At 40.5% G+C, this 26,473-nt stretch carries 27 protein-coding genes, 1 riboswitch and 1 other annotated feature; of the genes, 12 read left to right on the forward strand and 15 right to left on the reverse strand.

Going from position 1 to position 26,473, the window contains the following annotated elements; translation table 11 throughout:
- Nucleotides 1–143 precede the first annotated feature (143 nt).
- Nucleotides 144–1,073 carry a cysteine synthase A gene (gene cysK, locus FBF83_RS18250; RefSeq protein ID WP_136948586.1) on the forward strand — a complete coding sequence of 310 codons (930 nt, stop codon included), beginning with the start codon at nt 144–146 and terminating at the stop codon, nt 1,071–1,073.
- A gap of 41 nt (nt 1,074–1,114) precedes the next feature.
- Here cysK and pepV read toward each other — a convergent pair whose 3' ends face one another.
- Both pepV and FBF83_RS18260 read right to left on the reverse strand, forming a co-directional pair.
- A complete protein-coding gene (gene pepV / locus FBF83_RS18255; protein WP_136948587.1) occupies nt 1,115–2,524 on the reverse strand; it encodes a dipeptidase PepV in 1,410 nt (469 codons plus the stop codon).
- A complete protein-coding gene (locus FBF83_RS18260; RefSeq protein ID WP_240688148.1) occupies nt 2,524–3,540 on the reverse strand; it encodes a potassium channel family protein in 1,017 nt (338 codons plus the stop codon). Before FBF83_RS18260 ends, pepV begins: the two co-directional genes overlap by 1 nt.
- A 420-nt stretch (nt 3,541–3,960) precedes the next feature.
- On the opposite strand from FBF83_RS18260, the gene FBF83_RS18265 reads away from it, so the two are divergent.
- On the forward strand, nt 3,961–4,200 hold the full coding sequence (locus tag FBF83_RS18265; protein ID WP_084006601.1) for a DeoR family transcriptional regulator: 240 nt from the start codon (nt 3,961–3,963) through the stop codon (nt 4,198–4,200).
- A gap of 118 nt (nt 4,201–4,318) precedes the next feature.
- Here FBF83_RS18265 and FBF83_RS18270 read toward each other — a convergent pair whose 3' ends face one another.
- Together FBF83_RS18270 and FBF83_RS18275 are read right to left on the reverse strand one after the other, a co-directional pair.
- Nucleotides 4,319–4,927 carry a PRC-barrel domain-containing protein gene (locus FBF83_RS18270; protein ID WP_136948589.1) on the reverse strand — a complete coding sequence of 203 codons (609 nt, stop codon included), beginning with the start codon at nt 4,925–4,927 and terminating at the stop codon, nt 4,319–4,321.
- 66 nt (nt 4,928–4,993) lie between these two features.
- Nucleotides 4,994–5,698, reverse strand: coding sequence for a pseudouridine synthase (locus FBF83_RS18275; protein ID WP_136948590.1), 705 nt, complete (start codon nt 5,696–5,698; stop codon nt 4,994–4,996).
- A 115-nt stretch (nt 5,699–5,813) separates the two neighbouring features.
- Between FBF83_RS18275 and FBF83_RS18280 the strand changes: the two genes are divergently transcribed.
- A complete protein-coding gene (locus FBF83_RS18280; RefSeq protein ID WP_136948591.1) occupies nt 5,814–6,239 on the forward strand; it encodes a DUF6884 domain-containing protein in 426 nt (141 codons plus the stop codon).
- A 77-nt stretch (nt 6,240–6,316) separates the two neighbouring features.
- Nucleotides 6,317–6,514 (forward strand): hypothetical protein, encoded by a 198-nt coding sequence (locus FBF83_RS18285; protein ID WP_136948592.1) that lies wholly within the window; start codon nt 6,317–6,319, stop codon nt 6,512–6,514.
- Nucleotides 6,515–6,562: 48 nt separating this feature from the next.
- On the opposite strand, the gene FBF83_RS18290 is transcribed toward FBF83_RS18285, so the two are convergent.
- Entirely contained in the window at nt 6,563–8,200 is a 1,638-nt protein-coding gene (locus tag FBF83_RS18290) for a putative polysaccharide biosynthesis protein (protein WP_136948593.1), read from the reverse strand.
- 194 nt (nt 8,201–8,394) lie between these two features.
- Between FBF83_RS18290 and FBF83_RS18295 the strand changes: the two genes are divergently transcribed.
- Nucleotides 8,395–9,654, forward strand: a complete 1,260-nt coding sequence (locus tag FBF83_RS18295) for an NAD(P)/FAD-dependent oxidoreductase (protein WP_136948594.1) — start codon at nt 8,395–8,397, stop codon at nt 9,652–9,654.
- Between the two features lie 43 nt (nt 9,655–9,697).
- Here FBF83_RS18295 and FBF83_RS18300 read toward each other — a convergent pair whose 3' ends face one another.
- From FBF83_RS18300 to FBF83_RS18325, 6 genes are all read right to left on the reverse strand, one after another.
- Complete coding sequence (locus FBF83_RS18300; protein WP_136948595.1) at nt 9,698–10,936, reverse strand: DEAD/DEAH box helicase; 1,239 nt, start codon at nt 10,934–10,936, stop codon at nt 9,698–9,700.
- Between the two features lie 353 nt (nt 10,937–11,289).
- Nucleotides 11,290–11,910, reverse strand: a complete 621-nt coding sequence (locus tag FBF83_RS21220; RefSeq protein WP_136948596.1) for a lytic transglycosylase domain-containing protein — start codon at nt 11,908–11,910, stop codon at nt 11,290–11,292.
- Nucleotides 11,911–12,094: 184 nt separating this feature from the next.
- Nucleotides 12,095–12,439 (reverse strand): rhodanese-like domain-containing protein, encoded by a 345-nt coding sequence (locus FBF83_RS18310; RefSeq protein WP_136948597.1) that lies wholly within the window; start codon nt 12,437–12,439, stop codon nt 12,095–12,097.
- A gap of 25 nt (nt 12,440–12,464) precedes the next feature.
- Nucleotides 12,465–12,773 carry a rhodanese-like domain-containing protein gene (locus tag FBF83_RS18315; protein ID WP_136948598.1) on the reverse strand — a complete coding sequence of 103 codons (309 nt, stop codon included), beginning with the start codon at nt 12,771–12,773 and terminating at the stop codon, nt 12,465–12,467.
- A gap of 199 nt (nt 12,774–12,972) precedes the next feature.
- Nucleotides 12,973–15,387, reverse strand: coding sequence for a leucine--tRNA ligase (gene leuS, locus FBF83_RS18320; protein ID WP_136948599.1), 2,415 nt, complete (start codon nt 15,385–15,387; stop codon nt 12,973–12,975).
- Nucleotides 15,388–15,448: 61 nt separating this feature from the next.
- Nucleotides 15,449–15,678: a binding site (T-box leader), on the reverse strand.
- Nucleotides 15,679–15,876: 198 nt separating this feature from the next.
- Complete coding sequence (locus FBF83_RS18325; protein ID WP_136948600.1) at nt 15,877–16,089, reverse strand: hypothetical protein; 213 nt, start codon at nt 16,087–16,089, stop codon at nt 15,877–15,879.
- Between the two features lie 146 nt (nt 16,090–16,235).
- Between FBF83_RS18325 and FBF83_RS18330 the strand changes: the two genes are divergently transcribed.
- Both FBF83_RS18330 and FBF83_RS18335 read left to right on the forward strand, forming a co-directional pair.
- Nucleotides 16,236–17,210 (forward strand): TIGR01212 family radical SAM protein, encoded by a 975-nt coding sequence (locus FBF83_RS18330; RefSeq protein WP_136948601.1) that lies wholly within the window; start codon nt 16,236–16,238, stop codon nt 17,208–17,210.
- Nucleotides 17,207–17,779, forward strand: coding sequence for a class I SAM-dependent methyltransferase (locus FBF83_RS18335; protein WP_136948602.1), 573 nt, complete (start codon nt 17,207–17,209; stop codon nt 17,777–17,779). Before FBF83_RS18330 ends, FBF83_RS18335 begins: the two co-directional genes overlap by 4 nt.
- A 33-nt stretch (nt 17,780–17,812) precedes the next feature.
- Here the strand turns inward: FBF83_RS18335 and FBF83_RS18340 are convergent, their stop codons facing one another.
- From FBF83_RS18340 to FBF83_RS18350, 3 genes are all read right to left on the reverse strand, one after another.
- Entirely contained in the window at nt 17,813–18,118 is a 306-nt protein-coding gene (locus FBF83_RS18340) for a hypothetical protein (RefSeq protein ID WP_136948603.1), read from the reverse strand.
- Nucleotides 18,119–18,184: 66 nt separating this feature from the next.
- A complete protein-coding gene (locus tag FBF83_RS18345) occupies nt 18,185–19,255 on the reverse strand; it encodes a tetraprenyl-beta-curcumene synthase family protein (protein WP_136948615.1) in 1,071 nt (356 codons plus the stop codon).
- A 21-nt stretch (nt 19,256–19,276) separates the two neighbouring features.
- On the reverse strand, nt 19,277–20,092 hold the full coding sequence (locus tag FBF83_RS18350; protein WP_136948604.1) for an alpha/beta hydrolase: 816 nt from the start codon (nt 20,090–20,092) through the stop codon (nt 19,277–19,279).
- 89 nt (nt 20,093–20,181) lie between these two features.
- On the opposite strand from FBF83_RS18350, the gene FBF83_RS18355 reads away from it, so the two are divergent.
- The 5 genes from FBF83_RS18355 to FBF83_RS18375 all read left to right on the forward strand — a co-directional run bounded on the left by FBF83_RS18355 (nt 20,182) and on the right by FBF83_RS18375 (nt 24,288).
- Nucleotides 20,182–20,697 carry a gamma carbonic anhydrase family protein gene (locus tag FBF83_RS18355; protein ID WP_136948605.1) on the forward strand — a complete coding sequence of 172 codons (516 nt, stop codon included), beginning with the start codon at nt 20,182–20,184 and terminating at the stop codon, nt 20,695–20,697.
- A 69-nt stretch (nt 20,698–20,766) separates the two neighbouring features.
- Nucleotides 20,767–20,985, forward strand: coding sequence for a hypothetical protein (locus FBF83_RS18360; RefSeq protein ID WP_136948606.1), 219 nt, complete (start codon nt 20,767–20,769; stop codon nt 20,983–20,985).
- A gap of 255 nt (nt 20,986–21,240) precedes the next feature.
- On the forward strand, nt 21,241–21,768 hold the full coding sequence (locus FBF83_RS18365; protein ID WP_136948607.1) for a phosphatase PAP2 family protein: 528 nt from the start codon (nt 21,241–21,243) through the stop codon (nt 21,766–21,768).
- 23 nt (nt 21,769–21,791) lie between these two features.
- The gene (locus tag FBF83_RS18370; protein WP_136948608.1) at nt 21,792–22,934 is read left to right on the forward strand and encodes a glycosyltransferase family 4 protein; all 1,143 of its coding nucleotides are present in this window, start codon (nt 21,792–21,794) and stop codon (nt 22,932–22,934) included.
- A 22-nt stretch (nt 22,935–22,956) separates the two neighbouring features.
- Complete coding sequence (locus FBF83_RS18375; protein ID WP_169525625.1) at nt 22,957–24,288, forward strand: nucleotide sugar dehydrogenase; 1,332 nt, start codon at nt 22,957–22,959, stop codon at nt 24,286–24,288.
- Between the two features lie 146 nt (nt 24,289–24,434).
- Here FBF83_RS18375 and metK read toward each other — a convergent pair whose 3' ends face one another.
- The gene (gene metK, locus FBF83_RS18380; protein ID WP_136948610.1) at nt 24,435–25,631 is read right to left on the reverse strand and encodes a methionine adenosyltransferase; all 1,197 of its coding nucleotides are present in this window, start codon (nt 25,629–25,631) and stop codon (nt 24,435–24,437) included.
- Between the two features lie 208 nt (nt 25,632–25,839).
- A riboswitch (SAM riboswitch) is annotated at nt 25,840–25,950 on the reverse strand.
- Between the last annotated feature and the right edge of the window lie 523 nt (nt 25,951–26,473).

Genomic DNA, 26,473 nt, shown 5'->3' on the forward strand with positions numbered 1-26,473 from the left:
TGTTTTGCTATAATGGGGAACAGTAATGGGAGTATGTTTCAAATCGGGAGACGAACTACCACAAGTGAAAGTAACTCCTTTCTTTACTTTAACCAATTGGTAATGAAACTTAACCTTAACTTATATGAAAAGGATGTGCTTAAATGATCTATGAAAATATGGCCGATCTCATTGGCGACACCCCACTACTTAAATTAAACCGCGTCCCTAATCCCGAAGGTGCAAAAATTTATGCCAAGCTAGAATACTTTAACCCTAGCCGAAGCGTGAAAGATCGCGCAGCTTACAATATGATTGTAAAGGCTGAAGAAAATGGCCTTCTGAAAGAAGGTTCAACCATTATTGAGCCAACTTCAGGCAACACTGGAATCGGTCTTGCAATGAACGCTGCGGCAAAAGGATATCCTGCTATCATTGTGATGCCGGATAATGCAACCGAAGAAAGAATTAAACTCCTTAAAGCATACGGAGCAAAAGTCGTTCTCACACCATCTTTAGAGAAAATGCCTGGCGCAATAAACAAGGCGAAGGAAATTGCTGAGACGATTGAAGGTAGCTTCATACCGATGCAGTTTGAGAATGCTGCTAACCCAGATGCGCATCGAACAACTACTGCGCTAGAAATCATTGAAGGTATGAAACAACTCGGAGTTACGCCTGCTGCCTTTATTTCTACTGCTGGAACTGGTGGAACGGTTACTGGAACTGGAGAAGTATTGAAGGAACACTACCCAGACCTCACTGTTCACGTTGTTGAGCCTGAAGGATCACCGGTACTATCAGGTGGTAAACCAGGCAAACATAAGCTAGTTGGAACGAGTCCTGGCTTCGTTCCTGACATTTTAAACACTTCAATTTACGATGAAATTATTAAAATAACTGATGAACAGGCGTACGAAGTAACGCGCAAACTGGCTCGAGAAGAAGGATTACTCGTTGGTCCATCTTCAGGTGCTGCTGTATATGCTGCTATGCAAGTTGCCGAACGGCTTTCCCCTGATCAAGTAGTCGTTACAATGACGTGCGATTCGGGAGAACGTTACCTATCAAGCGATTTATTTAGCTCTTTATAATTTCTAGCGCCATGCCGAAGTTCGGCATGGCGCTTTCTTTATTATTTAGCAAGCTCATAGATGGCTTCTGCATAGATGGCAGCAGCTTTGAGTAAATCGTCCATCTCCACATACTCATCCTTTTGATGAGCTAACTGCGGTTTCCCTTTAAACAATGCTCCGAAAGCAACTCCTGCTTCAAGAGACCGCGCATATGTGCCTCCACCAATTGATAACAGTTCAGCCTTCTCATTGGTTTGCTTCTCGTAAACATGTTGAAGTTTCTGAATGAGCTCATGATCTTTCGGTACGTGATGAGGAGTCATATGATCTAGTACATTCATTGTGATAGATAACGGATTCGTTACTTTTTCAAACGATTCCTTTACGTCATCGAATTGGCATGTAACCGGATAGCGAAGGTTCATTCCAATATGACCACCCTCTCCATGACCATAAGAGAACGTACCTGCATTCATCGTAAGAGGTCCTGTGATTTCGTCCTCAAATGAAACGTCTAATCGTTCACCTCTAAAATCATCAACAAGCCATTTCGTTATAAACTCAATATAAGTTTTTCCATTATGATCAAGTTCCTGACTCTCCAAGAATTGAGCCAGTCGAAACGCCGCATTAATTCCTTCTTGTGGAGCAGAGCCATGAACAGATATTCCGTGCACCTCAAGAGAAAGCTCAGTTTCAATTGAAGCCTGCCCTTCCAAATCATGTTGTACTAGAAATTGCTCAAAACTCTTTTTCATATCAGACAAAGTGTTTTGATCACTACTACATACTGCACTCGCATAATCAGGCACCATATTAAGGCGCTGGCCTGAATGAAAAGATGAAAGAATGATATCTTTATCATCACCTTCATTTACTGGAAAATTCCATTCGAAGTCAGCAATCCCTTTTTCGGCATGAATGATTGGAAACACTGCATCAGGAGCAAACCCCATCGCAGGCATTTCTTCGTGCTTAAAATATGTATCAACACAGCGCCAAGAACTTTCTTCATCTGTACCAATAATCATGCGAACACGTTTTGATAAAGAAGGGTATAGTTCTTTCACTATGTTCATTGCCCAATAAGAAGCAATCGTTGGACCTTTATCATCAATTGCACCTCTAGCAAATAGCTTGCCTTCTCTTAAATCAGGTTCAAAAGCAGGCGTTGTCCATCCATTTCCTGCAGGGACCACATCGACATGACACAAAATGCCGATAATCTCTTCTCCTTTTCCAAATTCAAGATGACCTGAAACGTGCTTAACATCTTTTGTAAGGTAACCATCACGTTCTCCTAACGCAAGCATGTAATCAAGAGCTTCACGAACTCCTGTTCCAAAAGGCGCCTCATCATTCGCATTATGTTCATCTAGGACACTTTCAATCTTTAATAACCCTTTTAAATCGCCCAAAAGGTCATCTTTTCTTTTCAGGACTTCTTTCTGCCAGTTTACTTCGCTCATCAAGCCCATTCCTTTCCTTTTAACTTCTCATATACAGCCTTATCACAAATGACGAGTAACTTTGCATTTTCTGAAATAGCCTGATCAAGTCTTCTGTTGATGTCCATTCTATTTCCATCAGCAATTAAGGTAGCTCCCTGCTGTAACAAGGCATCAAAAGCTTCCCGATATGTATGCCAATCCTTATGAACCACAATTTCGTATAAATTGTCTCCGTGTCCTCTACTTAATAACTGCGAATAAATCCCAGCGATTCCTTTAGTGAAAGCAGATCTAACTGCCATACGAGAGACAGCTTCATGTGACAGGACAAATTCATCTACCTGAACATGTGTAAAGTTCTTAATGTGTTCTTCTTTCTTTATTTCGACTGTTGTATGAACCTCAGTCGACATTCGTTCAATCGAGCTTGCGATGATTAACGACTTCCCATCCGCTAACAGAGAATCATGAATCGAATCGTCAGAAAAGATAAGAACTGCTTTTGCATTTGTGATATCTGCGTTTCGAAGGACTTCCTCTTCTGCTGCGTCCCCTTGAATATAATGGATATGCTCTTCAATGAGTGGGGCTTTAGGCAACTTATCAATAATTACAATCTCGCATTTTTCGGAATCCATTATTTCAGCTACTGCGTAAGATGCTTTTTCAGACCAACCTATAATGACAATATGATTCTGTCCATGATATGGCAATTTCCCTTCCTCCCTCCGCCTTTTAAAATCTGCAAATCCGTCCACAAATTTTCCGATGACAACCCCTATTAATCCTATACCAACGATGTAGAGAAACATTGCATATATTCTCCCACCTACCGTAACGGGAAAATAATCTCCATACCCTACTGTTGTAACAGTTGTCATAACCCACCATAGCGCTTCAAATAACGTAGGGAACGTCTCGGGCTCAATGACTCGCATAATGACTGCACTTAACCCAACGAGTAGTAACGAAGCATATAGCATGAATGTGGTATTCAGTTTAACAGCTTTTTTAATAAACATCCTTAAGAACATCAATTGCCCTCCCTTCTTCGTATCTTTTCTATCTTTAAGAATAGCAAATGATGGTATGAGAAGGAAGGAGAACCCAATTGAAATGAAATTTTTTGCCGAAGTTACAGAATTATTGTAAAATAAACTTTAAAGAGGGGGTGTAAATCTTTTCGAAAAAGGGAATTGGCAGTAACAGTGGATTGAAATCTATAATGCCGATCAATCGCTTATCTTATGAAAGTGGTATGACCCTATTCGTCATTACACCTTGTTGGGAACCCAGCACATCCAGAAATCACTTCCAGCCATAATCGGAGCACTCAACCAACTAAACTTTCATGAATAAAACGAAGTGATCCTTAGAAAATTAAGTATATCTTTACGTTTCCTTCATATTGTTTTAATAGTCAGAATCTATTCTAGGGATAAGGCATTGATTACATGTTAGGGAGTGGTTCTTTGAGTATTACTTCAACTGATCGTATGATGACCCGTATCAAGTCTATCTATTTATTTATTAGCAAGCATGGTACTGTCAGCACAAATGAGTTAGTTGAAGAGTTTGGGATTACCCAGCGAACTGTTCAAAGAGATTTAAACGTACTGGCCTACAACGAATTAGTCAAAAGCCCAAACAGAGGAATTTGGACGACTACAAGCAAAAGAGTAAAAGTTGGATAAGAAGAAAAACACGGCTTCTCGTCAATGGTATTCTGACGAAAAGCCATTGTTTTTGCTATTATTTGTAACGTAAAGCACAAATGGAAAAACCCGGGCCAAGCCCGGGTTTTCTAGTGATCTATTTAGTAAGTGAGTCGTAGTAATTCTCAGGTACAATCACTTTTCCATGTTGGTATTGAACAGATTCATTCATTTCAAGATAAGGTTGGTCACTCTTCAGTAAATCGGAAAAAAGACCTTCAGAAAGCTCAAGTCCCTCAACTATACCCTCTTGATTAATAACAACCTCTTTCACTTTACCAAGCTCTTTTCCTTCTCCCGTTAGAACCTCAGCTTTATTTATTGATGCGAAAGAACACTGATCGGCAAGTACTGTAGACTGCACTTCCTTTTCTACATCCTGAAGTGAAAGTGAATCATGCTCCCATGAAAGTGAATCATATGAAACGATTATGCTTCCATTCACCTCATGCGCTTTACGATTATCGTCCGTTACAGGGTAATTATCCGGTGTAAATTGCCCTCCCGAAGCTTCAATAGAATGCAGCATTTCACCCGCATTGTGATCAGGAACGGCATCTTTGTCATTAGAAACTTCTTTCTTATTAAGCTCTAGGTACGTTACTTTACGGAGTGTTTGATCGAAATAGACTTGATTGACACTTAATTCAGCTGTCGAGCCACTTATAAGCTTATGACCGATTAATTTATTTCCAACTTTAATCACGGTTATCCTCTCCTTCTCAACTGTCTAAGGATGCTATTCCCTATGTCAGTGAAAAAGAAACGATAATCATTTCTTTAAAATGTTCACTTCATCTTCTGTTAGTTCCCGATACTCACCAGGCTCCAAATCTCGATCAAGATGAATATCCCCCATTTGAATACGTTGTAGGTAAATAACTTTTTTATCAACTGCTTCAAACATCCGTTTCACCTGATGAAATTTGCCTTCGTGAATTGTTAATTCAATTTCAGATTGATCATCAGCTACTAAAATCGTTAACTCCCCTGGCTTTGTTACGTATCCATCTTCTAGAGTGACACCTTTTTGAAAGGCTTGTACATCTTCCTCCGTTACATGACCACTAATTCTTGCATAATAAGTTTTTGGTACGTGATGCTTAGGTGAGGTTAGGTGATGGGCAAGCTTCCCATCATTTGTGATCAGCAACAATCCTTCTGTATCTTTATCGAGACGCCCAACTGGAAAAGGTTCAAAAACCTGATCTTCAGGGATTAGAAGGTCGATTACAGTCTCGTCCTCATCTTCTGTTGCTGAAATAACTCCGCCTGGTTTATTCATCATAAGATAAATAAACTCACGATATTCCACCGTTTCTTCATGAACCGTAACATGGTTCCCCTCTGGATCAACATGTTGTTTAGGATCTTTCGTTATCTCTTCATCGACCCTTACAACACCTGTTTTCAGAAGTTTCTTTACTTCCTTTCTTGTACCATAGCCCATATTGGCAAGTAATTTATCTAAACGCATCTCATCGCTCCTTTTCCATATTTTTTCCAAAGTTATTTTTGATTTCAAGCATAGTTTCAAGGAATCAAGGGTATGTAAATGATAGATGTCAAATTGCACGTTTGGAGTGAATTGAATGACTGTTAAGGTTGGACTTTTAGCAACTGCAAGAAAGAAAAGCCAAAAATCAGCACCTGTTATAGAATTCTACCAGAGTCCTTTATTTCAAAAGACACTTGAATATGCCTCACACAACTATGATCGCATGTATTTCTATAATGCCAAAGACGGTCTGTTATTACCAGAAGATATAATGGATCCATATGACGTTTCCATTAAAACATTTACACATCAACAACGCGAAGAATGGGCTCAGAAGGTGATTGAGCAGTTCTCAACGTATGAAACCTCTACTAACATAACAGTTTGTTTGCATGGCGGTTCTGTATACCGTAAACACCTTGAGCCTCAACTAAACCGTTTCAACTACCATTATGAAGTTCCCCTGAAAGGGCTCGGCATTGGAGAACAGCTAAGCTGGTACCAGAAGAACTCAGTATAACACGGGTCAAACGCCCAGCAACACTGCCTATTGATTGCATACACTATCAAGTACCTAATTAAAGGGGGGAATCGTGTATGTATGATCATCGACAGCAATGGCAAGGATATCCTGGTCAGCCGGGCGGATATCCTGGTGGTGGAGGATATCCTGGATATCCTGGAAATATCGAACAGCAATTAAATGAAATCGAACGTCGTCTAAGAAGGCAGAATAGAAGAATCAGACGTATCGAGAGACTGCTCGGTATACGAGAAGAAGAAAACGACTATTAAAAAGTTAATGCTATTAACAAAAAATGAAGGCCATTTGGCCTTCATTTTTTAGCGTCGTTTTAAGAATGTAAACCGTTCACCTAGTATTAAACCTGCAAGGTTGGAACGATATGAAAGCCAGAGGTAAACAATCCCACCAACTGTTATCCCTACTAATAGGTTAATACTTGAGTACAGCATACTTCCACCTTCACTTTTCGATAGGTAAAGATCTGGGTACACCGATTCAAGCGGCAGAATAGCAGCTCTCGATGCTACTGCCATAACTGCGACGAAAATCCCTATTAGCAATAGTCTTCTGAAAATAAATCCAAATTCGTAATCAGTATATCGCTTAATAATAATGATCGTAATGACCACTGATGTAAACAATCCGATGTTAGTTGCAAGGATTGCCCCTTTTCCCTCAAAGATCGTAACGAGTGGATATGTTAATCCCGCTTTCAAGACAAGACCAGCTAGCAAACTATATACAGCGAATTTCTGCTTGTTAATCCCCTGAAGAATTGCTGCTGTGACCGAGAAAAGAGCAAACAAAATCGCTGTTGGGGCGTACCACATTAGTAATGAACTGCCCACTTCCTGATTTACCGTAGGATATAAAACACGGAAAACCGGCTCTGATAGAACTGCTAGACCAATCGCTGCAGGTAATGTCAGAAACAGTAGAATTTGAAACGTTTGGGTAAGCTGCTTCTGAAGCACGCCTTCACGATTTGCGGTAAACGATTTTGTAATAGCAGGGATAATCGTCATAGCGAGCGCCGTAGCGAGTGAAACTGGAATCATAATTAACTTGTGAGCAAGTCCCGTTATAATAGCAAAAACTTCTTCATAAGACGGCTTATCATAACCTATGCTCTTAAGTGCAGGGTTAATAAGAAACGTATCGACCTGCAAGTACAAAGGAATTGCAAGTCCGACTACTACGAACGGGAGAGCATACGTAATAATTTCTTTATACATATCCTTCAATGAAACGTTGTGATCTACGGTACTTTCAGCAAGATGTCGATCAAGTTCAGGCTTACGTTTTCTGTAATACCAGAAAACGACCATTAAGCCACCCACAGCACCTACAAATGCTCCAAACGTTGCATATGTCGCAGCAGTAGCTGCATCTCCATCCAAGAATTTTATGATAATAACGCTTGATGCAAGAATAAAGACGATACGAAAAACTTGTTCAACAACCTGAGAGACAGCAGTAGGTCCCATAGACTGAAGACCCTGGAAAAAACCGCGTGTTAAACTCATAATTGGCACGATCAATAGCGCCATACTTACAACACGAATGACAAGGGTCACATCCGCTATCGAGTTACCTTCTTTACCTTCATCAATAACTATTCGTGCAATTGGCTCTGCTAGTAAGAACAACACAAGAAACGCGACGAAACCGGTTAAAGCCATTAACACTAACCCTGATTTATATAGACGCCTTCCAGTCCTATAATCACCGAGCGTATGGTATTTTGAAACAAATTTCGAAACAGCCAGTGGTATACCAACTGTAGACAAGCTAAGCATAATCGTATAAGGGGTGTAAGCATACGTATATAAAGCCACACCCTGTGTTCCGACAAGAGCAGTAAAAGGAAACATGTAAATCATTCCTAGTACTCTTGAAAAAAGGGTGGCAGCTGTTAACAGCATCGTTCCCCTGATAACATTTGAATCGGACATTTCTCCATCTCCTACTTCTAACCATTCATCTAAATCTATTCGTCAACTATCAACAATTTTCAACAGTTCTTTAAATACACTTCTTCATTTTAAGCTATTTACCTATTAACAACAAATATAAATTTCTGTGAAACTTTAATATGTAGTGTTAATTATGGTATGTTTGTCTGTAGCAAAATGAGAGAGGTGTAAGCATGAAATACGATGTCATTGTGATTGGCGGTGGTCCGTCCGGACTCATGGCGTCTGTATCAGCCGCAGAACACGGAGCATCTGTGTTGCTCGTTGATAAAGGAAATAAGCTTGGGCGTAAATTAGCTATATCTGGAGGCGGAAGATGCAACGTTACAAATCGCCTGCCGCTTGATGAACTTATTAAATTCATCCCTGGGAACGGGAAGTTTCTATACAGTGCATTTAATATCTTCAATAATGAAGATATCATTACATTCTTTGAAGATCTTGGCATTAAACTGAAAGAAGAAGACCATGGGAGAATGTTCCCTGTAACTGATGATGCCAAATCAGTTGTCAATGCGCTTCTAGAGAAAGTACGCAAACTGAATGTGACGATTAAGGTGAATACGCCTGTTGAAAAAGTTCTTTATGATAACGGAGCAGTTACAGGAGTTCGACTTCTATCAAAAGAAGAAATCGAATCGTCCAATGTTGTTATTGCAGTTGGAGGAAAATCCGTTCCACACACTGGATCAACCGGAGATGGGTATGCCTGGGCAGAAGAAGGCGGTCATACAATTACTGATCTCTATCCAACAGAAGTGCCCCTCACATCGAGTGAACCTTTTATTAAGAATAAGGATCTTCAGGGATTATCTCTTAGAGATGTCGCGTTATCTGTCCTCAATCCTAAAGGTAAAGTGATAAAAACGCATAGATGGGATATGATTTTCACTCATATTGGCTTATCTGGACCAGCAGTCCTAAGATGCAGTCAGTATGTCGTTAAAGCGATGAAGAAGTTTAATGCACAATATATTCCACTTCAAATTGATTCGGTACCCGACCAAAACGAAGAAGAGTTATATCGAGAACATATGAAGATCGCAAAAGAAGAACCTAAAAAAGTAATTAAGAATATCTGGAAAAGTAAAGTACCTGAAAGATATATGCTCTTCTTATTGAGCAAAGCGGAACTTTCTCCAGACACAACATACGCTCACTTATCAAAAGAAAAAGTTCGAGAATATGTTCGTTTGTTAAAACAATTCCAAGTTGCAATTGACGGTACTCTCCCAATTGATAAAGCTTTCGTTACAGGAGGCGGGGTCTCTTTAAAAGAAATTCATCCTAAGGAAATGGGTTCTAAATTTACTGAGGGCCTCTATTTCTGTGGTGAAGTTCTCGACATCCACGGCTACACTGGCGGTTATAACATTACATCTGCTTTCGTTACAGGTTATACAGCAGGAAAGAGCGCTGCAACAAGAACCTAAAAAAAACAGGAAGGGCATTGCCCCCTCCTGTTTTTTTATATTTCTATCGCTTGTTCCGATTTCTACCACCGGTTCGGCTGTTGGATGATCCCGTTCTTCGAGACGGACGATTTGTTCGACCTCTTTGATCATTTCTACCCTGAACCCGCTCTTCATGTTCAGGCAATGCCCCTTCAACAGTTTTTCGAGACAGCTTTTTACCAATTCCTTTTTCAATCATTTGGATAAAAGGCTGATCCTTAGCTGCGATGAATGTGTATGATGCACCGTCTTCTCCAGCTCGCCCCGTCCGACCTATCCGATGAATATAGCTTTCTGTATCTTGCGGGATATCATAATTAAAGACATGTGTGACGCCCTCTATATCTAGACCTCTAGCAGCCACATCTGTAGCTACAAGCAATTGGATTTTTGCATCTCGGAATCGTTTAATAACACTTTCACGCTTTGCCTGTGAAAGATCTCCGTGTAGCTCATCTGATAAATATCCTTTTGATTTCAAATCGCCATTAAGCTTACTAACTCTGCGTTTTGTTCGACAGAAAATAATTCCTAGAAATGGTCGCACTTCATCAATTGTTTCAGTAAGTGAACCAAACTTTCTTCGATCTGTTGTCTCGATTACATATTGTTGAATTTCCTCAACTGTTTTTCCTTTTTCTTTCCCCTTAATGGTTTGCGGAGATCGCATAAAACGTCGTGCAAGCTTTTTAATATCGCTTGATAACGTAGCTGAGAAAAGGGCCGTTTGACGATCATCAGGCGTTTCACTAATAATATCTTCAACTTCTCTAAGGAAACCTATATGCAACATTTGGTCTGCTTCATCTAATACAAGGAATGATGTACGAGACAAATCAATGGTTTCTCTCCTAACATGGTCAAGCAAGCGTCCAGGTGTTCCGACCACAATGTGTACTTGTTTGTTAAGACGCTTAATCTGTCTCTCTACATCTTGTCCACCATAAACTGCAAGAACATTGACATCCTCTCGTTCTTCCACGAGCTTCATCAACTCAGTTGTGATTTGAATGGCTAACTCTCTTGTTGGCGTAACGATTAATGCTTGTACTTCTTGAGCTTCAGTATCTAATTTCTCTAATATAGGTAGTAGAAACGCAAACGTTTTACCTGTTCCTGTCTGCGCCTGTGCAATGACGTCATGTCCTTGAAGCATTACAGGAATCGTTTCCTTTTGTATGTCAGTAGGAGTCTCTATCCCCTGATCTTCTAATGGTTTAATAAGCTTTGAATCCAAGCCTAACGTTTTAAATTCGTTCAAATTATTCACCTCATGTTTAGTATATCAATTGTCTCTGTCTTCTCTCAGCTAATGTGAAATATATTTAGTAGACATTGTAGCCTTACCCATAAAAGTAGTAGTTGATTTGCGCTCCAGTATGCTCGCTTTCCGCGGGGCGGGCGGTGAGCCTCCTCGGCGCGCTTGGGCGCGCCTGTGGGGTCTCACCTGTCCCGCTAGTCCCGCAGGAGTCGAGCACCTTCCGCTCCAATCAACTTTGAAGTAGATATTAAACCACTTCTAGTAACACCAACCATTCATAAAAAATAACTAAAAAACAAAAAACTGTCTTCATTCGACTGCTGGAGAGCGGTCGTTTGAGACAGCTTTTCTCTTTATGCTAAATAATTACCCATCACTTTTGAAACATAATTCTGCGTTTCTTTAAAAGGTGGAATTCCTCCATAACGATCAACATTACCAGGACCTGCGTTATATGCTGCTAGAGCAAGCTCGGTGTTACCGTCGTATTTCTCAATCATCTGCTTAATGTATTTCACGCCACCTTCAATATTCTGCCCTGGATCAAACGGATCTTTCACACCAAGATACGAGGCAGTTGCAGGCATTAATTGCATTAATCCCATAGCTCCTGCTCCACTAACACTATCTGATTTATAGCCAGACTCTTGTTTAATAATGGAATGAACTAATTTTGGATCAACGTTGTACTTGGCTGATAATTCTTCAATATATCCATCAATCTCAAGAGATGAAGATGAGTAAGAAGTAGAACTAGTATGTACAACTGGTGGTGTGCTTACTTCATTTATTCCATGCATAGAAGGAACAGAAATTGGCTCCTGCTGCTGTACGACGTTCTGATTCGAAAGAGCTGCTTCAAGCATGTCTGTAAAGGAAAAGGCTGATGGCTGCTGATTAACCATTGTTTTACCTGGTTGTAACTGGCGCAATGCCTGTAAGTCCATCATAGCACGCATAAGTTCTGCCTTCATTTCAACACCTCAGTGTAGTCTTTTCCTTTATTATATCAGATGGAGGAGGCGAACGAATGATTTTAGGTCAATATGCTTGGAGAATGAGGAAAAAAGTGCTATGATATATTAATCTTATCAACTTACTAGGATTTAGACTCCAGCAAAGCGCCTTAATGGAGACTCCACAAGGCGCTAGCAAGAATTAAGAGGTAACGGTCATGTAATAGATCGGCTGCTTGCGCTGTTTCATCAAGATCTTAACAGCAAGTCGTGCTGCCTTACGATCTTCTGCAAGTACTATAATTTCTTTATCACATACTTCATTTTCTCTTGTTTGTCTTCCTAGGTAAGAAAGCGGGATATTCTTTGCTTTCTCATACGGCATCCTATGTGAAAGAATATAATCTCTCACATCGATAAGACAGTATTTATCATCGTCAAACCGATCAAGGTTAATCGGCCTCATATATGAATAGGGATAAATAACTCTCCATAAACCTAATATGAACGCTGCAAAAGCAGCTACAGCCGTTCCCAATATTGCCATTCGATCTCTCTCCTTTTCAGAAGGGTTATTTAACCTTACCCTCCCATTTCATCATACCGCCAACCATGTTCTTCACTTCATATCCAGCTTCTTGTAAATATTCACAAGCACGCTCACTCCGTCGACCAGATCGACAAATCATTATATGCTCTTCTTCTTTATTTATTTCGTTAAGACGTTCAGGAAGAGTGCCAAGACGAATATGCTTCGCTTCAGGAATTATACCTTCTTCTACTTCTTCATCCTCACGTACATCAATTAATGATACATTTTTACCCTCATTTAATAGCTCTTGAACCTCTTCAGGTGTAACTGTCTTAATTTCATTACTCATTAAAAACATACCCCTTTCGCTAACTATAATATGATTTTTACATTAATAATCACTTCAACAAAATCCATCGTACATGATTCGAACTTTCAATACAAGAAATCTAACTTACGAACAGTAGTATTCTTTTCCCACTTTAAGAGGTTCTTCAATCATAAATTTAGAAAACCCCTCTTCCTATAAAGAAAAGAGGGGTTTCAAGTTAATTTGCAACTATATTAACAAGCTTTCCAGGAACAGCAATCACTTTACGAAGCGTTTTGCCATCAAGTTGACCTTTAATTTTCTCATGCTCTAAAGCAATCTCCTGCATTTCGTCACGGGATGCTTCAGCTGGAATGGAAATTTTGGCGCGAAGCTTACCGTTAATTTGGACAACAATTTCAACTTCATCCACGGTTAGCTTGCTCTCATCAAACATTGGCCAATTTGCATAAGCTAACGTTTCTTCGTGACCTAGAGCACTCCAAAGCTCTTCAGCAAGGTGCGGAGCAATTGGAGATAGTAGCTTAACAAAACCTTCCATTAAGCTAACGGATACTGTTTCCTGTTTATACGCTTCATTGACGAATACCATCATTTGAGAAACGGCCGTATTGAAACGTAAACCTTCCATGTCTTCAGTAACCTTTTTTACTGTTTCGTGGTAAACACGTTCCATTTCTTCACTTGAATCCGTTTCAGATAGAGATGACTTACTAATGTCACCTTCACCGAACAAACGCCAAACACGGTCAAGGAATCGACGAGCACCATCAAGACCATTGTTCGACCATGCGATCGACCCTTCGAAAGGTCCCATAAACATTTCATACAGTCGAAGCGTGTCAGCTCCGTGACTTTCTACAATCTCATCTGGGTTTACAACGTTGCCCTTGGATTTACTCATTTTCTCATTGTTCTCTCCAAGAATCATACCCTGATTGCGAAGACGCTGGAACGGCTCTTTGGTTGGAACAACGCCAATATCGTAAAGAACTTTGTGCCAGAACCGTGCATATAGCAAGTGAAGAACAGCATGCTCAGCTCCGCCGATATACATATCTACTGGTAACCACTCATCCAATTTCTTCGGATCAGCTAACATTTCATCGTTATCAGGATCAATATAACGAAGGTAATACCAGCAGCTACCAGCCCATTGTGGCATTGTATTTGTTTCACGGCGACCTTTCATACCAGTCTTTGGATCAACTACGTTTAACCAGTCCTCGATATTAGCAAGTGGTGATTCGCCTGTACCAGAAGGCTTAATTTCAGTTGTTTCAGGAAGTACAACTGGAAGTTGTTCTTCTGGCACCGCACTCATTGTGCCATCTTCCCAGTGAATGATTGGAATAGGCTCGCCCCAGTAGCGTTGACGGCTAAATAACCAGTCACGTAGACGATACGTAATCTTTTTCTTGCCCTTTTCATTCTGCTCTAGCCATTCGATACTCTTCGTGATCGCTTCTTCTTTCTCAAGATCGTTTAAGAAATCAGAATTAACATGCTTACCATCTTCCGTATAAGCTTCATTCGATACATCTCCACCGGCTACAACTTCAATAATTGGCAAGTTAAACGTTGTTGCAAATTCATAGTCACGCTCATCGTGAGCAGGAACCGCCATAATCGCACCTGTTCCATATGTCATTAATACGTAATCCGCTACCCAAATCGGAAGCTTCTCATTATTAATAGGGTTAATCGCATATGCTCCAGTGAATTCACCAGTCTTTTCTTTCGACAATTCGGTACGCTCAAGATCACTCTTTGTTTGCACCTTTGAACGATAGCTTTCAACTTTAGATGCTTGCTCTTCTGTAGCAATTTGCTTCACAAGAGGATGCTCTGGTGCAAGAACCATATAAGTAGCACCAAACAATGTGTCTGGGCGAGTTGTAAAGACATCGATTGATTCATCATGACCATCAATCTTGAACGTTACTTCGGCACCTTCCGATTTACCAATCCAGTTTCGCTGCATTTCTTTAATACTTTCTGACCAATCAAGCTCTTCAAGGTCTTCAAGCAAACGATCTGCATATTCTGTAATTTTAAGAACCCATTGTTTCATTGGTTTACGAACTACCGGGTGACCACCACGCTCACTCAAGCCATCAATGACCTCTTCGTTGGCAAGTACCGTTCCGAGAGCGGGACACCAGTTCACAGCAACTTCGTCAACATAAGCAAGTCCTTTTTCATATAGCTTTGTAAAAATCCACTGCGTCCATTTATAGTAACTAGGATCAGTCGTGTTTACTTCTCGATCCCAGTCATAAGAAAAACCTAATTCTTTAATTTGTCGACGGAAGGTATCAATGTTTGTTTGAGTGAAATCTCGCGGGTTGTTTCCAGTATCAAGCGCATACTGTTCCGCAGGAAGTCCAAATGCATCCCAGCCGATTGGATGAAGCACATTATAGCCTTGCATTCGCTTCATACGGGATAGTATATCCGTCGCAGTGTATCCTTCAGGGTGTCCTACATGAAGACCCGCTCCAGAAGGATATGGGAACATATCGAGAATATATACTTTCTCTCCGCTCGCGTCATTGTCTGTTTTAAATGTTTTCTTTGTTTCCCAGTAGTGCTGCCACTTCTTCTCAATTGTTTTGTGATCAAATGCCATTGCTACTCTCTCCTTCCAGTCCTTAAAAAAATAAAAAAACCTCCCATCCCCGTTGTTTATCAACAGGGACGAGAGGTTGAGAATCTGATATTCACAATCACCCGCGGTACCACCCGGCTTAGTGCTAGAAACAGCACTCACTTCAGACCTTTAACGCAGGCGTACGGGTAACCTTACTCCATTCAGGCTCCGATTCAAAGGCGAGTTCATAAAAGTTCTATGTTAACTTCCACCATCCGTTAACTCTCTATTAATAGAATCTTTATTACTATTCCTTATCATTATCTTTGGTTTCGCTAAATTACGTATATAATTTGTATTGTATGAAGACTTGTGCAGATTGTCAAGAACATTATCAGAATAGACGATGTTTTCGTTATTTATACGTCTAATAGCAGTTATATTTCATAAATCTTAATAGTTGATACCCTCTTATCATTATCCACCTGATGTTTGCAAACAAAAAAGTAACGCACCAGGGTTGGTGCGTTATCCTTCTCTATATTTCTTTTGACTAGCTGAATCATCTTTGGAATGAGGCTTGTCTTTTTCTTCTTTCTCTTCTTCCTTTAAATCTTCAAGCGGAATCGCATCAACATTCATTTCTGCATCATCACGATCAAGCTGATTTCTTTCTTCATCTGGTAGTTGTTCTGGATTATTTGTTTCTCCTTTTTTATGGCGCTTTTCATTATCTACCATACGATCACCTCTTTAGTAGTGTTAGTAGTATGTACCACGCCTCATATATTCCCAAACAATTCGCTATGTTATTGGAGGATTAATCATGAAAGTGGTAAAGTAAAAAGTAATCATCTTGGGTCTATAAGCCCACGAGAGGAGTCGTAATGAAATTACACACATCTGGTATACCTTCTCATTTTGGTTCAGATAAACGTTACTATACGTTTAATAACTTTCTTCAACAAAAGTTTGGTCATCGCGTTATGAAAGTTCCGTTAGATGGAGGATTTGATTGCCCGAATCGGGATGGTAAAGTCGCTCATGGAGGCTGTACTTTTTGCAGTGTCAGTGGTTCAGGAGATTTTGCCGGAGACAGACGAGAAGATCTTGTCACACAGTTTCATACAATTAAAAACAGGACGAGCGGGCGAAAATGGAAAGGTGCAAAATACCTTGGTTATTTTCAAGCCTATACGAATACATATGCGCCTGTAGAAGAATTGCGAAGAAAATTTGAAGTGATTTTGATGCAGGATGACGTTGTTGGACTCTCGATCGCAACGAGACCTGACTGCTTACCTGACGATGTTGTTGATTACCTGGCTGAATTGAACGAACGAACTTTTCTAATGGTGGAACTAGGATTACAGACCGTTCATGACCAAACAGGTAACCTGATCAATCGTGCACATGACTTTACGTGTTATGTTGAAGGTGTTGAGAAACTTCGAAAACATAACATAAATGTTGTTTCACATATCATTAATGGGCTTCCAGAGGAAACACCCCAGATGATGATGGAAACAGCGCAAGCCGTAGCTAAGTTAGATGTACAGGGGATAAAGATTCATCTGCTTCACCTACTGAAAAAAACTGCGATGGTGAAGCAATACGAAAAAGGTAAACTCGAGTTTCTTGATCAAGACACCTATGTTAAGCTGGTTGTCGACCAGCTAGAAATACTTCCACCGAATATGGTTATTCACCGTATTACTGGTGATGGTCCAGCTGATTTACTCATCGGACCTATGTGGAGTTTGAACAAATTTAGTGTCTTAAATGCTATACAGAGTGAACTGATACGACGTAACAGCTGGCAGGGGAAATTTCATACACCAGAAAGGATTCATACAACATGACGCTAGAGCGGATTTTACCTTTTACAAAACAACTATTAAGTGATGTCCTCAGTGAAGGTGGCGTGGCGATTGATGGCACGTGTGGCAATGGCCATGATACCCTTTTTCTTGCTAAATCTGTTGGCAAAACTGGCAAAGTTTACGGTTTTGATATTCAGAAGGATGCTTTAGAATCAACCTATCAACGGCTTTCAGAAGCTGAGCAATCATCACAAGTTATACTTAATCACGCTAGTCATGCGACAGTTAAAGACGTGATTGATCCAGAGGATATCGGAAAGGTCTCTGCAGTTATTTTCAACCTTGGCTACTTGCCAGGTGGAGACAAATCCATTGTGACGAAACCTGCAGAAACACTTCAGGCAGTAACGGATATGCTAACCCTTCTTCGATCAGGTGGTTTGGTCATCCTGGTTGTGTACCCAGGACATCCTGAAGGAAAAGTTGAGAGTGAACTTGTAACGAATTACACAGCAGAACTATCACAATCCGAATACCAGGTTCTTAAATATCAGTTTATTAACCAAATCAATGAGCCGCCCTATATCCTTGCCATAAGTAAGAAATAAAGCCCGTGCATCTGCACCGGCTTTTTTCTATGTTTATTGGAGAATTCCCATTGATTCGATATGATCTCGCGTTCTCTTTGTTCCAAGGTCGTGAATAAGCTGGTAAATTTGCTTCATATGATCATCGTAATCATGGTTGTTTTTATCTTCATGGTAGCTCATTGCTGGTACGTGAGAGCGATAAAGAGAAAGGCGACTGTCTTTGTCAGTCAAATCAAACAGCTCACTTAACTTGAAGACATCTTCCTCATCTGCATCGATTTCAAAATTATAGCTCGATGCTCCCTGATCTTCTAATATTTCACCTGAGCTAACAGCGACGTAATAGCGCTTCTTCATGTAAAGAACCCCTTTCAAAATCCTATAGGCTTCTTTTCTCACGAAACAGCGTTTTTTATACGTGATTTATTGCGATGCTTTGTGAAGTCTTCTATACACCCAACCATTAAAATAGAAGAAGATGCTTGATCGACCGCCATTTCGTATAATCTTCCGAGCCAAAGAACGAACATCTTTTTGTTCCATTACTTTTCGATCAGCAAGATAAATACCGAGCAATCCTCTGTTTATGAGGCGGTGAAAGGAAGAATGCGGTAGTTCTTCAACGCTTTTATCAGCTTCTTTAATGAAATGAGCGACACGGCGTGCAAGTTCATCATTATCTTTGTAATAAAAACAGAAGTTTAAATCTCCACCCACTCGATCTTCTTCCTGATCAATAAAGTAATCAAGCATAATATGAAGACCTTGTACCCACGGGAAATAGCCATCTTTAATAACCTCTGTTCCACCTTTAGGAAGGTTGTCGCCAAGCGAATATGAGACAAGACAGAAGATCCCAAGGGTTGAACCAGCACACGCTGAGAATTCGTTCCAAGTCATATCAGGCAACTGAGATTTATGTTGGTCAAACCAGCTCTTTAGTCTTGGTACTCTATCTTCCTCCGTCACATGCTTATGTACTTGTAGATCACAATAGTAATGACAAAGTTCAAGTAGTGCTGGTTGCACTTCTTCACGGTTCGATAGCTGCCGGATAATATCCTGACATGTTTCCACGAGTGCTAATAAATAGCCCCCATCATCTTGTTCTTTTCTAAATCGATAGTAGTCATTAGACGCTTCAATCTCTGGGGAAAGCGCATCAACCATTGACTTGTGCAATGCACTGAAGTCTTGTGGATCTAGTGATGTACTGCGATCACATAAGTTATCAAGGTAGTCACTTATGGTCTGATACGCTGCTACGAATTCAATCGATTTATCGATTTGTTTTCCAGCAAGCAGACCGTAGATCGCCCCCCCTTCACAGTGAAACGTCTTGGATTCTATGCTGGCTAGAGCTTGTTTTCTAAGCTCCATATCAGGAATGTCTTCAGCACGACTTTTCCATACATCAAGTTCTTGATGAATCCTTGGTAATACGCGTTTATAAATACTATACATCAACGTCCAGGGATGACTTGGTACTTTCAACCGATTCAACTCCTGTATCATTTATTTGCCTTCTTGGTCGTTTGCTTCATATTCCAATAACTCAAGTTTCAACTCAACAAACGCTTGGGCTGTTTTAAAAACTGTATCACGCTCTGGTTCATTAAACACTTCATGATAAAGTCCATCCCACTCTTTATATGACTTATCTGTTAGTGGAATTCGATTAAACCAAGATCTCACTGCATGTTTATCAACAATTCGATCATCTCCGCCTTGTACTACAAGTAGCGGCAAATTCTGAAAAGATTTAGCTCCTTCATTTGCAATTTTCATCGCCTTAAGAAGCTCTCGATACCATCTTACAGATACTTTATGCACCATCAAAGGATCTTCCTGATCTCGAGTATGAAATTCTGTATTCCTCGTTCCGATGTTCGATTCTAACTTTGAGTTTAATCTAAGTGAAGGAACGATAGGGTTTAATACTTTCGAAAGAAGGTCTACTCCCTTATTCGGAGGATTTACAAGACCAATACAAGGTGACGACAGAATCACACCTGTGAGAGAAGGTCTTTTTTCCATTATCGTTCGAATAGAAGCAAGCCCACCCATACTATGACCAAGTAAGAACACAGGCAGTTCATATTCCAACGCTCGATTAATCCATTTATCAATTGTTTCAATATATTGATCAAATGAATCAATGTGTCCCCGTCTTCTTGTGCTCTCTCCCTGTCCTGGTAAATCTCCAAGTACTACGTGATACTCTGCTTCAATCCATTTTGATACAAGCCAATCATAACGGCGATGATGTTCATTAGCTCCATGAACTAAAACAATAACTCCCTTTGCATATTGTGCTTCTTTAATTCGCATTGTTATAAGCCCCCTTATGTAGGTCCACTCTTTTTGATACACTACTTCTGAAAAGGATTTCATATATTATAAAGGAAAGTTGGGATGAAATGCTCTACTCCTATCGAGATAAAAAACCTTCGATACATCAATCAGTCTATATAGCGGATTATACTACCATTACAGGTGATGTGACAATTGGTGAGCAAAGTAGCATCTGGTTTAACACCACAATTCGCGGTGATGTAGCCCCTACAGAGATTGGTTCAAGAGTTAATATTCAAGACAATTGTGTTCTACATCAAAGTCCCAACAAAAAGCTTATCCTCGAAGACGGCGTCACCGTAGGACATCAGGTTATTCTTCATAGCAGCATCATTCGTAAAAATGCTCTTATTGGAATGGGATCCATCGTTCTTGATGGTGCAGAAATTGGTGAAGGTGCTTTTGTTGGTGCAGGTAGTCTTGTTCCACCTGGGAATAAAATCCCACCAAATTCGCTCGCATTCGGAAGACCAGCAAAAGTTGTAAGAGAATTAACGAAAGAAGATCTTGTGGATATGGAGCGGATCCGAAATGAATACGTAGAAAAAGCAGCTTACTACAAAGATCAGAAACCGCTATAAAATTGTGCATATTTCATGATGGTTTGAGGAAGGTTACCAATACAATCCTAATGGATAGAGGTGCCTTTTATGTACAAGCTGACCCTCGTCTTGATCGTGCTGGTCGTAATAACGTTATTAATAGGGGCTTTTATGACCTATCGACTTGGAAATAACCAAAAAGGTGAATACGATAACCAGGGCAACGCCCGAGTTAAATCTTCCTTTTTTAGCAATCCCATTTTCCTTGTGTATATCATCGCTACAGCGCTTGCGATTGGATACGTTATTTATTTCACATTGCTCTAATGAAAAGATCAGGAGAGTTTTCCTGGTCTTTTTTGATGGATGATGGATTTAGGAGATGTATTGTTTATTTATAGTTCAAGAGCTCCATTATCTCCGTTTCTCAACCCTCGTCTCCGCCTTTCATGTACAGCTGCAGCGGCCAGAACCTCGGTCACTTCCGCTTTTCATCTTAACAATCCTTTTAAATTTCTTTAATATTACCACTAAAATTCTCCTATAAGATAGAAGTAACATATACCTTGAAGGAGGATTATTTTGAGCAAAGTAGTTGGGTGGCTTCATGAACAGGAGTGTACTGTGTTTCGATTTGTGAATTTAAGGTGTCATTCTCGGTTCCTGACTTCTTTCTTCAGTTGGATTACGCATGTTGGCGGGGCGAGGATGACTGTGATTGGTACGCTTCTATTGTGTATGTTTTTACCTTCTCCATCTAGATTATGGGCTATTCAGAGCGCTTGTGCACTTGCAATTAGTCATTTTCCTGTGCACTTAATCAAGAAACACTACCCAAGACACCGGCCATATCTTTCTATACCAGAAACGAAAATGCTCGTTCATCCTCTTAAAGATCATTCTTTTCCGTCAGGTCATACAACGGCTGTTTTTTCTGTTCTAACACCATTTATTCTACATATCCCTACTCTTTTCACTCCATTAATTGCTCTTGCAAGTCTTGTGGGCCTATCGCGGATTTATCTTGGTCATCATTATCCATCCGATGTTTTAGTTGGCGTTTTACTCGGTGGTGGATGTGGGGTTCTTGTTTCTATTTTGTTCAGTTAAAAAATGAATCGGGAGGTAATTTAATGAAGATTGCCCTTTTTACGGACACGTATTTCCCTCAGGTAAATGGTGTTTCACGAACACTCGGTAGATTAACTTCCTACATGGACAGACAACTTATTGATTATATGCTGTTCGCCCCCGATTGCCAGACAGAAGAAGATCTCTTTAGCAACATTCATCGCTTTGCAAGTAAGAAATTCTTCTTGTATCCAGAATGTCGAATAGCTTTACCAAAGCTCAACATGATACGTAAACAATTACGAGAGTTTAATCCAGACTTACTCCATATTGCTACTCCATTTAACATAGGGCTAAGTGGTCTCCATTACGGAAAAAAGCACAGTATTCCAATGGTCGCTTCATATCACACGAACTTTGACGATTACTTGAAACATTACCGCCTTGAGTTGTTGTCTCCGTTTGTTTGGAAATATTTGATGTGGTTTCATCAACCATTCTCATCGATCTTCGTTCCATCAAGCGAAACACGTGACCGATTAAGCAGACAGGGCTTCCGGAATCTAAACCTGTGGCAACGTGGCGTAGACTGTGACCTTTATTCTCCACGAAGAAAAAATGAATCGATCCGAGAACGATATCAGATTAAGGAAAAGTACATTCTTCTATTTGTCAGCAGGCTTGCACCCGAAAAGAATCTTGTTACACTTCAAAACATCATGTGGAAACTTCCAGAAAACATGAAGCGAGAGATAAGATGGGTTGTTGTAGGGGATGGCCCAGCAATGCCTCACTTCCAACACAACCTACCTTTTAATGTAACGTTCACAGGCTATAAGCAGGGACATGAGCTATCAGAGCTATACGCTACAGCTGATCTGTTTATCTTTCCATCCGCTACTGAAACGTTTGGCAATGTTGCACTGGAATCACTCGCATCAGGGACTCCTGTCATCGCAGCAAAAGCTGGAGGCTTAACAGACGTTATATCAGATGAACGTAATGGTCTTTTTTGCTCACCTTATAATACAGAGGAATATATCCAAGCCATTAGTAGACTATTATTAGATCAAACAGAAAGAAAAATGATGGGGTACGAAGGTCGGCGTTACGCGCTTACACAATCTTGGGATGCTATATTTGGAAGGTTATTAGAGGACTACGAAACGACAATTGGTCATACCAAAATCGCTCGATATGCGTAACCATAGCAAAGGAGGAAAAGTGATGAAGCTTGCAGTATTTGGAGCAAATGAAATTGGTTTAACAGCATCTGCTGTCTTTGCATCTCATGGGTATGATGTAGTATGTACAGATGAAAATCGAGACCAAATCACAGCGCTTAACTCCGGAGAACTACCAATCCATGAGGAAGGGCTATCTGAACTCATCACAGAAGCTAAATCTGTTGGCAAACTAAGTTATTCTGTTAACAGACTTACTGCTGCATCTGAAGCAGATTATCTACTTTTCACTGAAGCAATTCCAGTAGATGAAAATAGAAAACCTGATTTATCAGCATTCTACCGCTTTATTAGACAGATCGCCATTACAGTCCATACGCACAAAACCTTTATTATTAAAAGCACTGTTCCACCGGGAACCGCTTCTAAAATAGAGGCTATTTTACTTGAACAAGGGTTAACTGGTCGTTCTTACGATGTAGTAAGTAACCCTGATTTCATAAGAAAAGGATCCGCAGTCAAAGACTTCATGTTCCCCTCAAGAGTGATCATTGGTACCTCTTCTCTTCGATCATGCAGACTAATGGAAACGTTCTATGCCCCACTTTCTAATTCACTTTATTATATGGATCATTCGAGCGCAGAATTAATGCGTTATGCTTATCATACTTATCAATCTATGAAAGTATCATGCTTAACAATGATTGCTGGTGTTGCAGAAAGCTATGGAGCTGATGTTGAAGCGATTCAATCAGCATTACCTTCAGAACCAAGAAGCGATGACCACTCGTTGCACCCTGTATCCTGCTTTCTTGGATTCAAGAAACCCGTTGAAGCTGCCTCCTTCCGTTCAATGATTAAAGAATCATCATCAGCTAACAGAATGTTGAATGCTCTCGAAGGAATCGATCAATACCATCCAGAGCTATTAACCCATAAATTGAAAGATTTCCTTGGAACTCTTCAAGGAACTACTATTGCTATATTTGCATCATCCACACTTAAAGCCCTTCCTGCTCTTCCACCTTCAGAGGTCGTAATTAATCGACTTGAAGAAGAAGGTGCAGTCGTCAAAACGTTTGATCCTAATAAGCAAGATATTCAAAACAAAGAGAGCGCTTCTTCTCTTATGTATGAAACCGTTAAGGATTGTGACGCTCTTCTTCTCATGACAGAGATCCTATCCCTTAAGCACATGAACTGGGAGAGGGTTGTAAGCGGTCTTAAACTGCCTTTACTCGTAGATGGACATAATTTATTTACACTCGATGAGATGAGAAAAATCGCTAACACCTACGACTTGATCTATTGTTCAATTGGGCGACCTAATATCTATAAGGGACTAGGTTCTATCTCTGTTCAATCGGTTCAGTAAATTTATTCGGCTGTTCCAACCCCATTCTTAGATGACCAAATCTTAAGCCTTACCCCCAATCATTTCCCCTATGTTTTTACTTACCTTTCATTAATCTCTACGTAAAACAAAAAAGAGAAGCCATAAAGGCTCCTCTTTCATGTAAATTAAATACCTGCACCCTGCTTAAGAGATTCAGCACGATCCGTTTGCTCCCATGGAAGCTCAATGTCTGTACGTCCAAAATGACCATAAGCAGCTGTTTGCTTATAAATTGGGCGACGAAGATCAAGCATCTTAATGATTCCAGCTGGACGGAGGTCAAAGTTTTCTCTCACAAGCTCAACCAGTCGATCTTCTGATACTTGTCCTGTTCCAAACGTATCAATCGCAATAGATACAGGCTGTGCTACACCAATTGCATATGCAAGTTGTACTTCACAGCGATCTACAAGTCCTGCTGCTACAAGATTTTTCGCAACGTAACGAGCTGCATATGCTGCAGAACGGTCTACCTTAGTTGCATCCTTACCAGAGAAAGCTCCACCACCGTGACGAGCATAACCGCCGTAAGTATCAACAATAATTTTTCTTCCTGTCAAACCAGCGTCACCCTGAGGTCCTCCAATAACAAAGCGTCCTGTAGGGTTGATGAAATATTTAGTGTCTTCATCAATCAATTCAGCTGGAACAACTGGCTTCACAACGTGTTCCTTAATGTTGCGTTGAATCTGTTCAAGTGAAACTTCAGGATGATGTTGAGTAGAAACAACAATAGTGTCCACACGAACTGGCTTCCCAGTTTCATCGTATTCCACTGTTACTTGTGTCTTCCCGTCTGGACGAAGATAAGGAAGAATGTCTTCTTTTCTTACTTCGCTCAAGCGACGAGCTAATTTATGAGCAAGTGAAATAGGAAGTGGCATAAGTTCAGTCGTTTCATTACATGCATAACCAAACATTAAGCCCTGATCTCCTGCACCAATCGCATCGATCTCATCATCAGACATTGTACCTTCACGTGCTTCTAGAGCAACGTTTACACCAGCTGCAATATCTGCAGATTGCTCATCAATAGATGATAGTACTGCACATGTTTCAGCATCAAAGCCATACTTTGCACGTGTATAGCCAATTGTTTGAATCGTCTCACGAACTACTTTCGGAATATCCACATAGTGGGATGTTGTAATTTCCCCAGAAACTAACACAAGACCTGTTGTCACTGTGGTTTCACAGGCTACGCGCGCATTTGGATCATGCGCAAGAATATCATCCAGAATGGCATCGGAAATCTGATCTGAAATTTTATCAGGATGCCCCTCTGTTACTGACTCAGAAGTAAACAAACGACGATTACTCACTCAAGTACCTCCTTAAGGAATTTGATCCTATCTATAATGTTGTAATGGATACGGTACTCATTTCCCTATTATTCTTAGCCGAAACGAGAGAACGAATTCAATTTCTTATCGTTTAACCTATTTAATAACGTTATAAATCGTAACGACATTAAAAAAGCCCTTTCCTTCTATGTAGAGGGAAAAGGAGCTGATATCTCATGCCTTTCGCCTCTTATCTTCCAAGACTATTGTCTTGCAGGTTAGCACCTTAATCCTCAATTTATAGGAGTTGGTTGCTGAGCTTCATCGGGCCTGTCCCTCCGCTTGCTCGGGATAAGAGTATCCATTCTCGACATATAATAACGCAGTTAAAAGAGTGTGTCAATGAAGAAAAGCGAAGACGAGCGTTTAGAAACGGAGATATTGGAACTCTTGAACTGGAACACGCTTTTTGTGTTCCTGTGAAAGAGTGAAATATCGCAGTTTCTGCGAGTCGCAGCTGGATCTCACGAAAAGCGGAGACGAGCGTTCAGAAACGGAGATATTGGAACTCTTGAACTGGAACACGTTTTTTGTGTTCCGATGAAAGAGTGAAATATCGCAGTTTCTGCGAGTCGTAGCTGGATCTAACGAAAAGCGGAAGTGGGCGGTTAGACACGGCAGGCACTGGAGGCTTTTAATATGAACACGTTTTTTGTGTTCGGATTAAAAGGTGAAGTGACCGAGTGTCTGCCCGCTGCAGCTGGACACGAAAAGCGGATGTGGCCGTTTAGGGTCGACAAGCGCTGGAGCCTCCCAACTGGAACACGGTCTTTGTGTTCCAATTGGGAGGTGAAGCGATCGAGACCCTGGCCACTGCAGCT

The organism is Guptibacillus hwajinpoensis, assembly GCF_005144865.1.
Classification (GTDB): domain Bacteria; phylum Bacillota; class Bacilli; order Bacillales; family Guptibacillaceae; genus Guptibacillus; species Guptibacillus hwajinpoensis_A.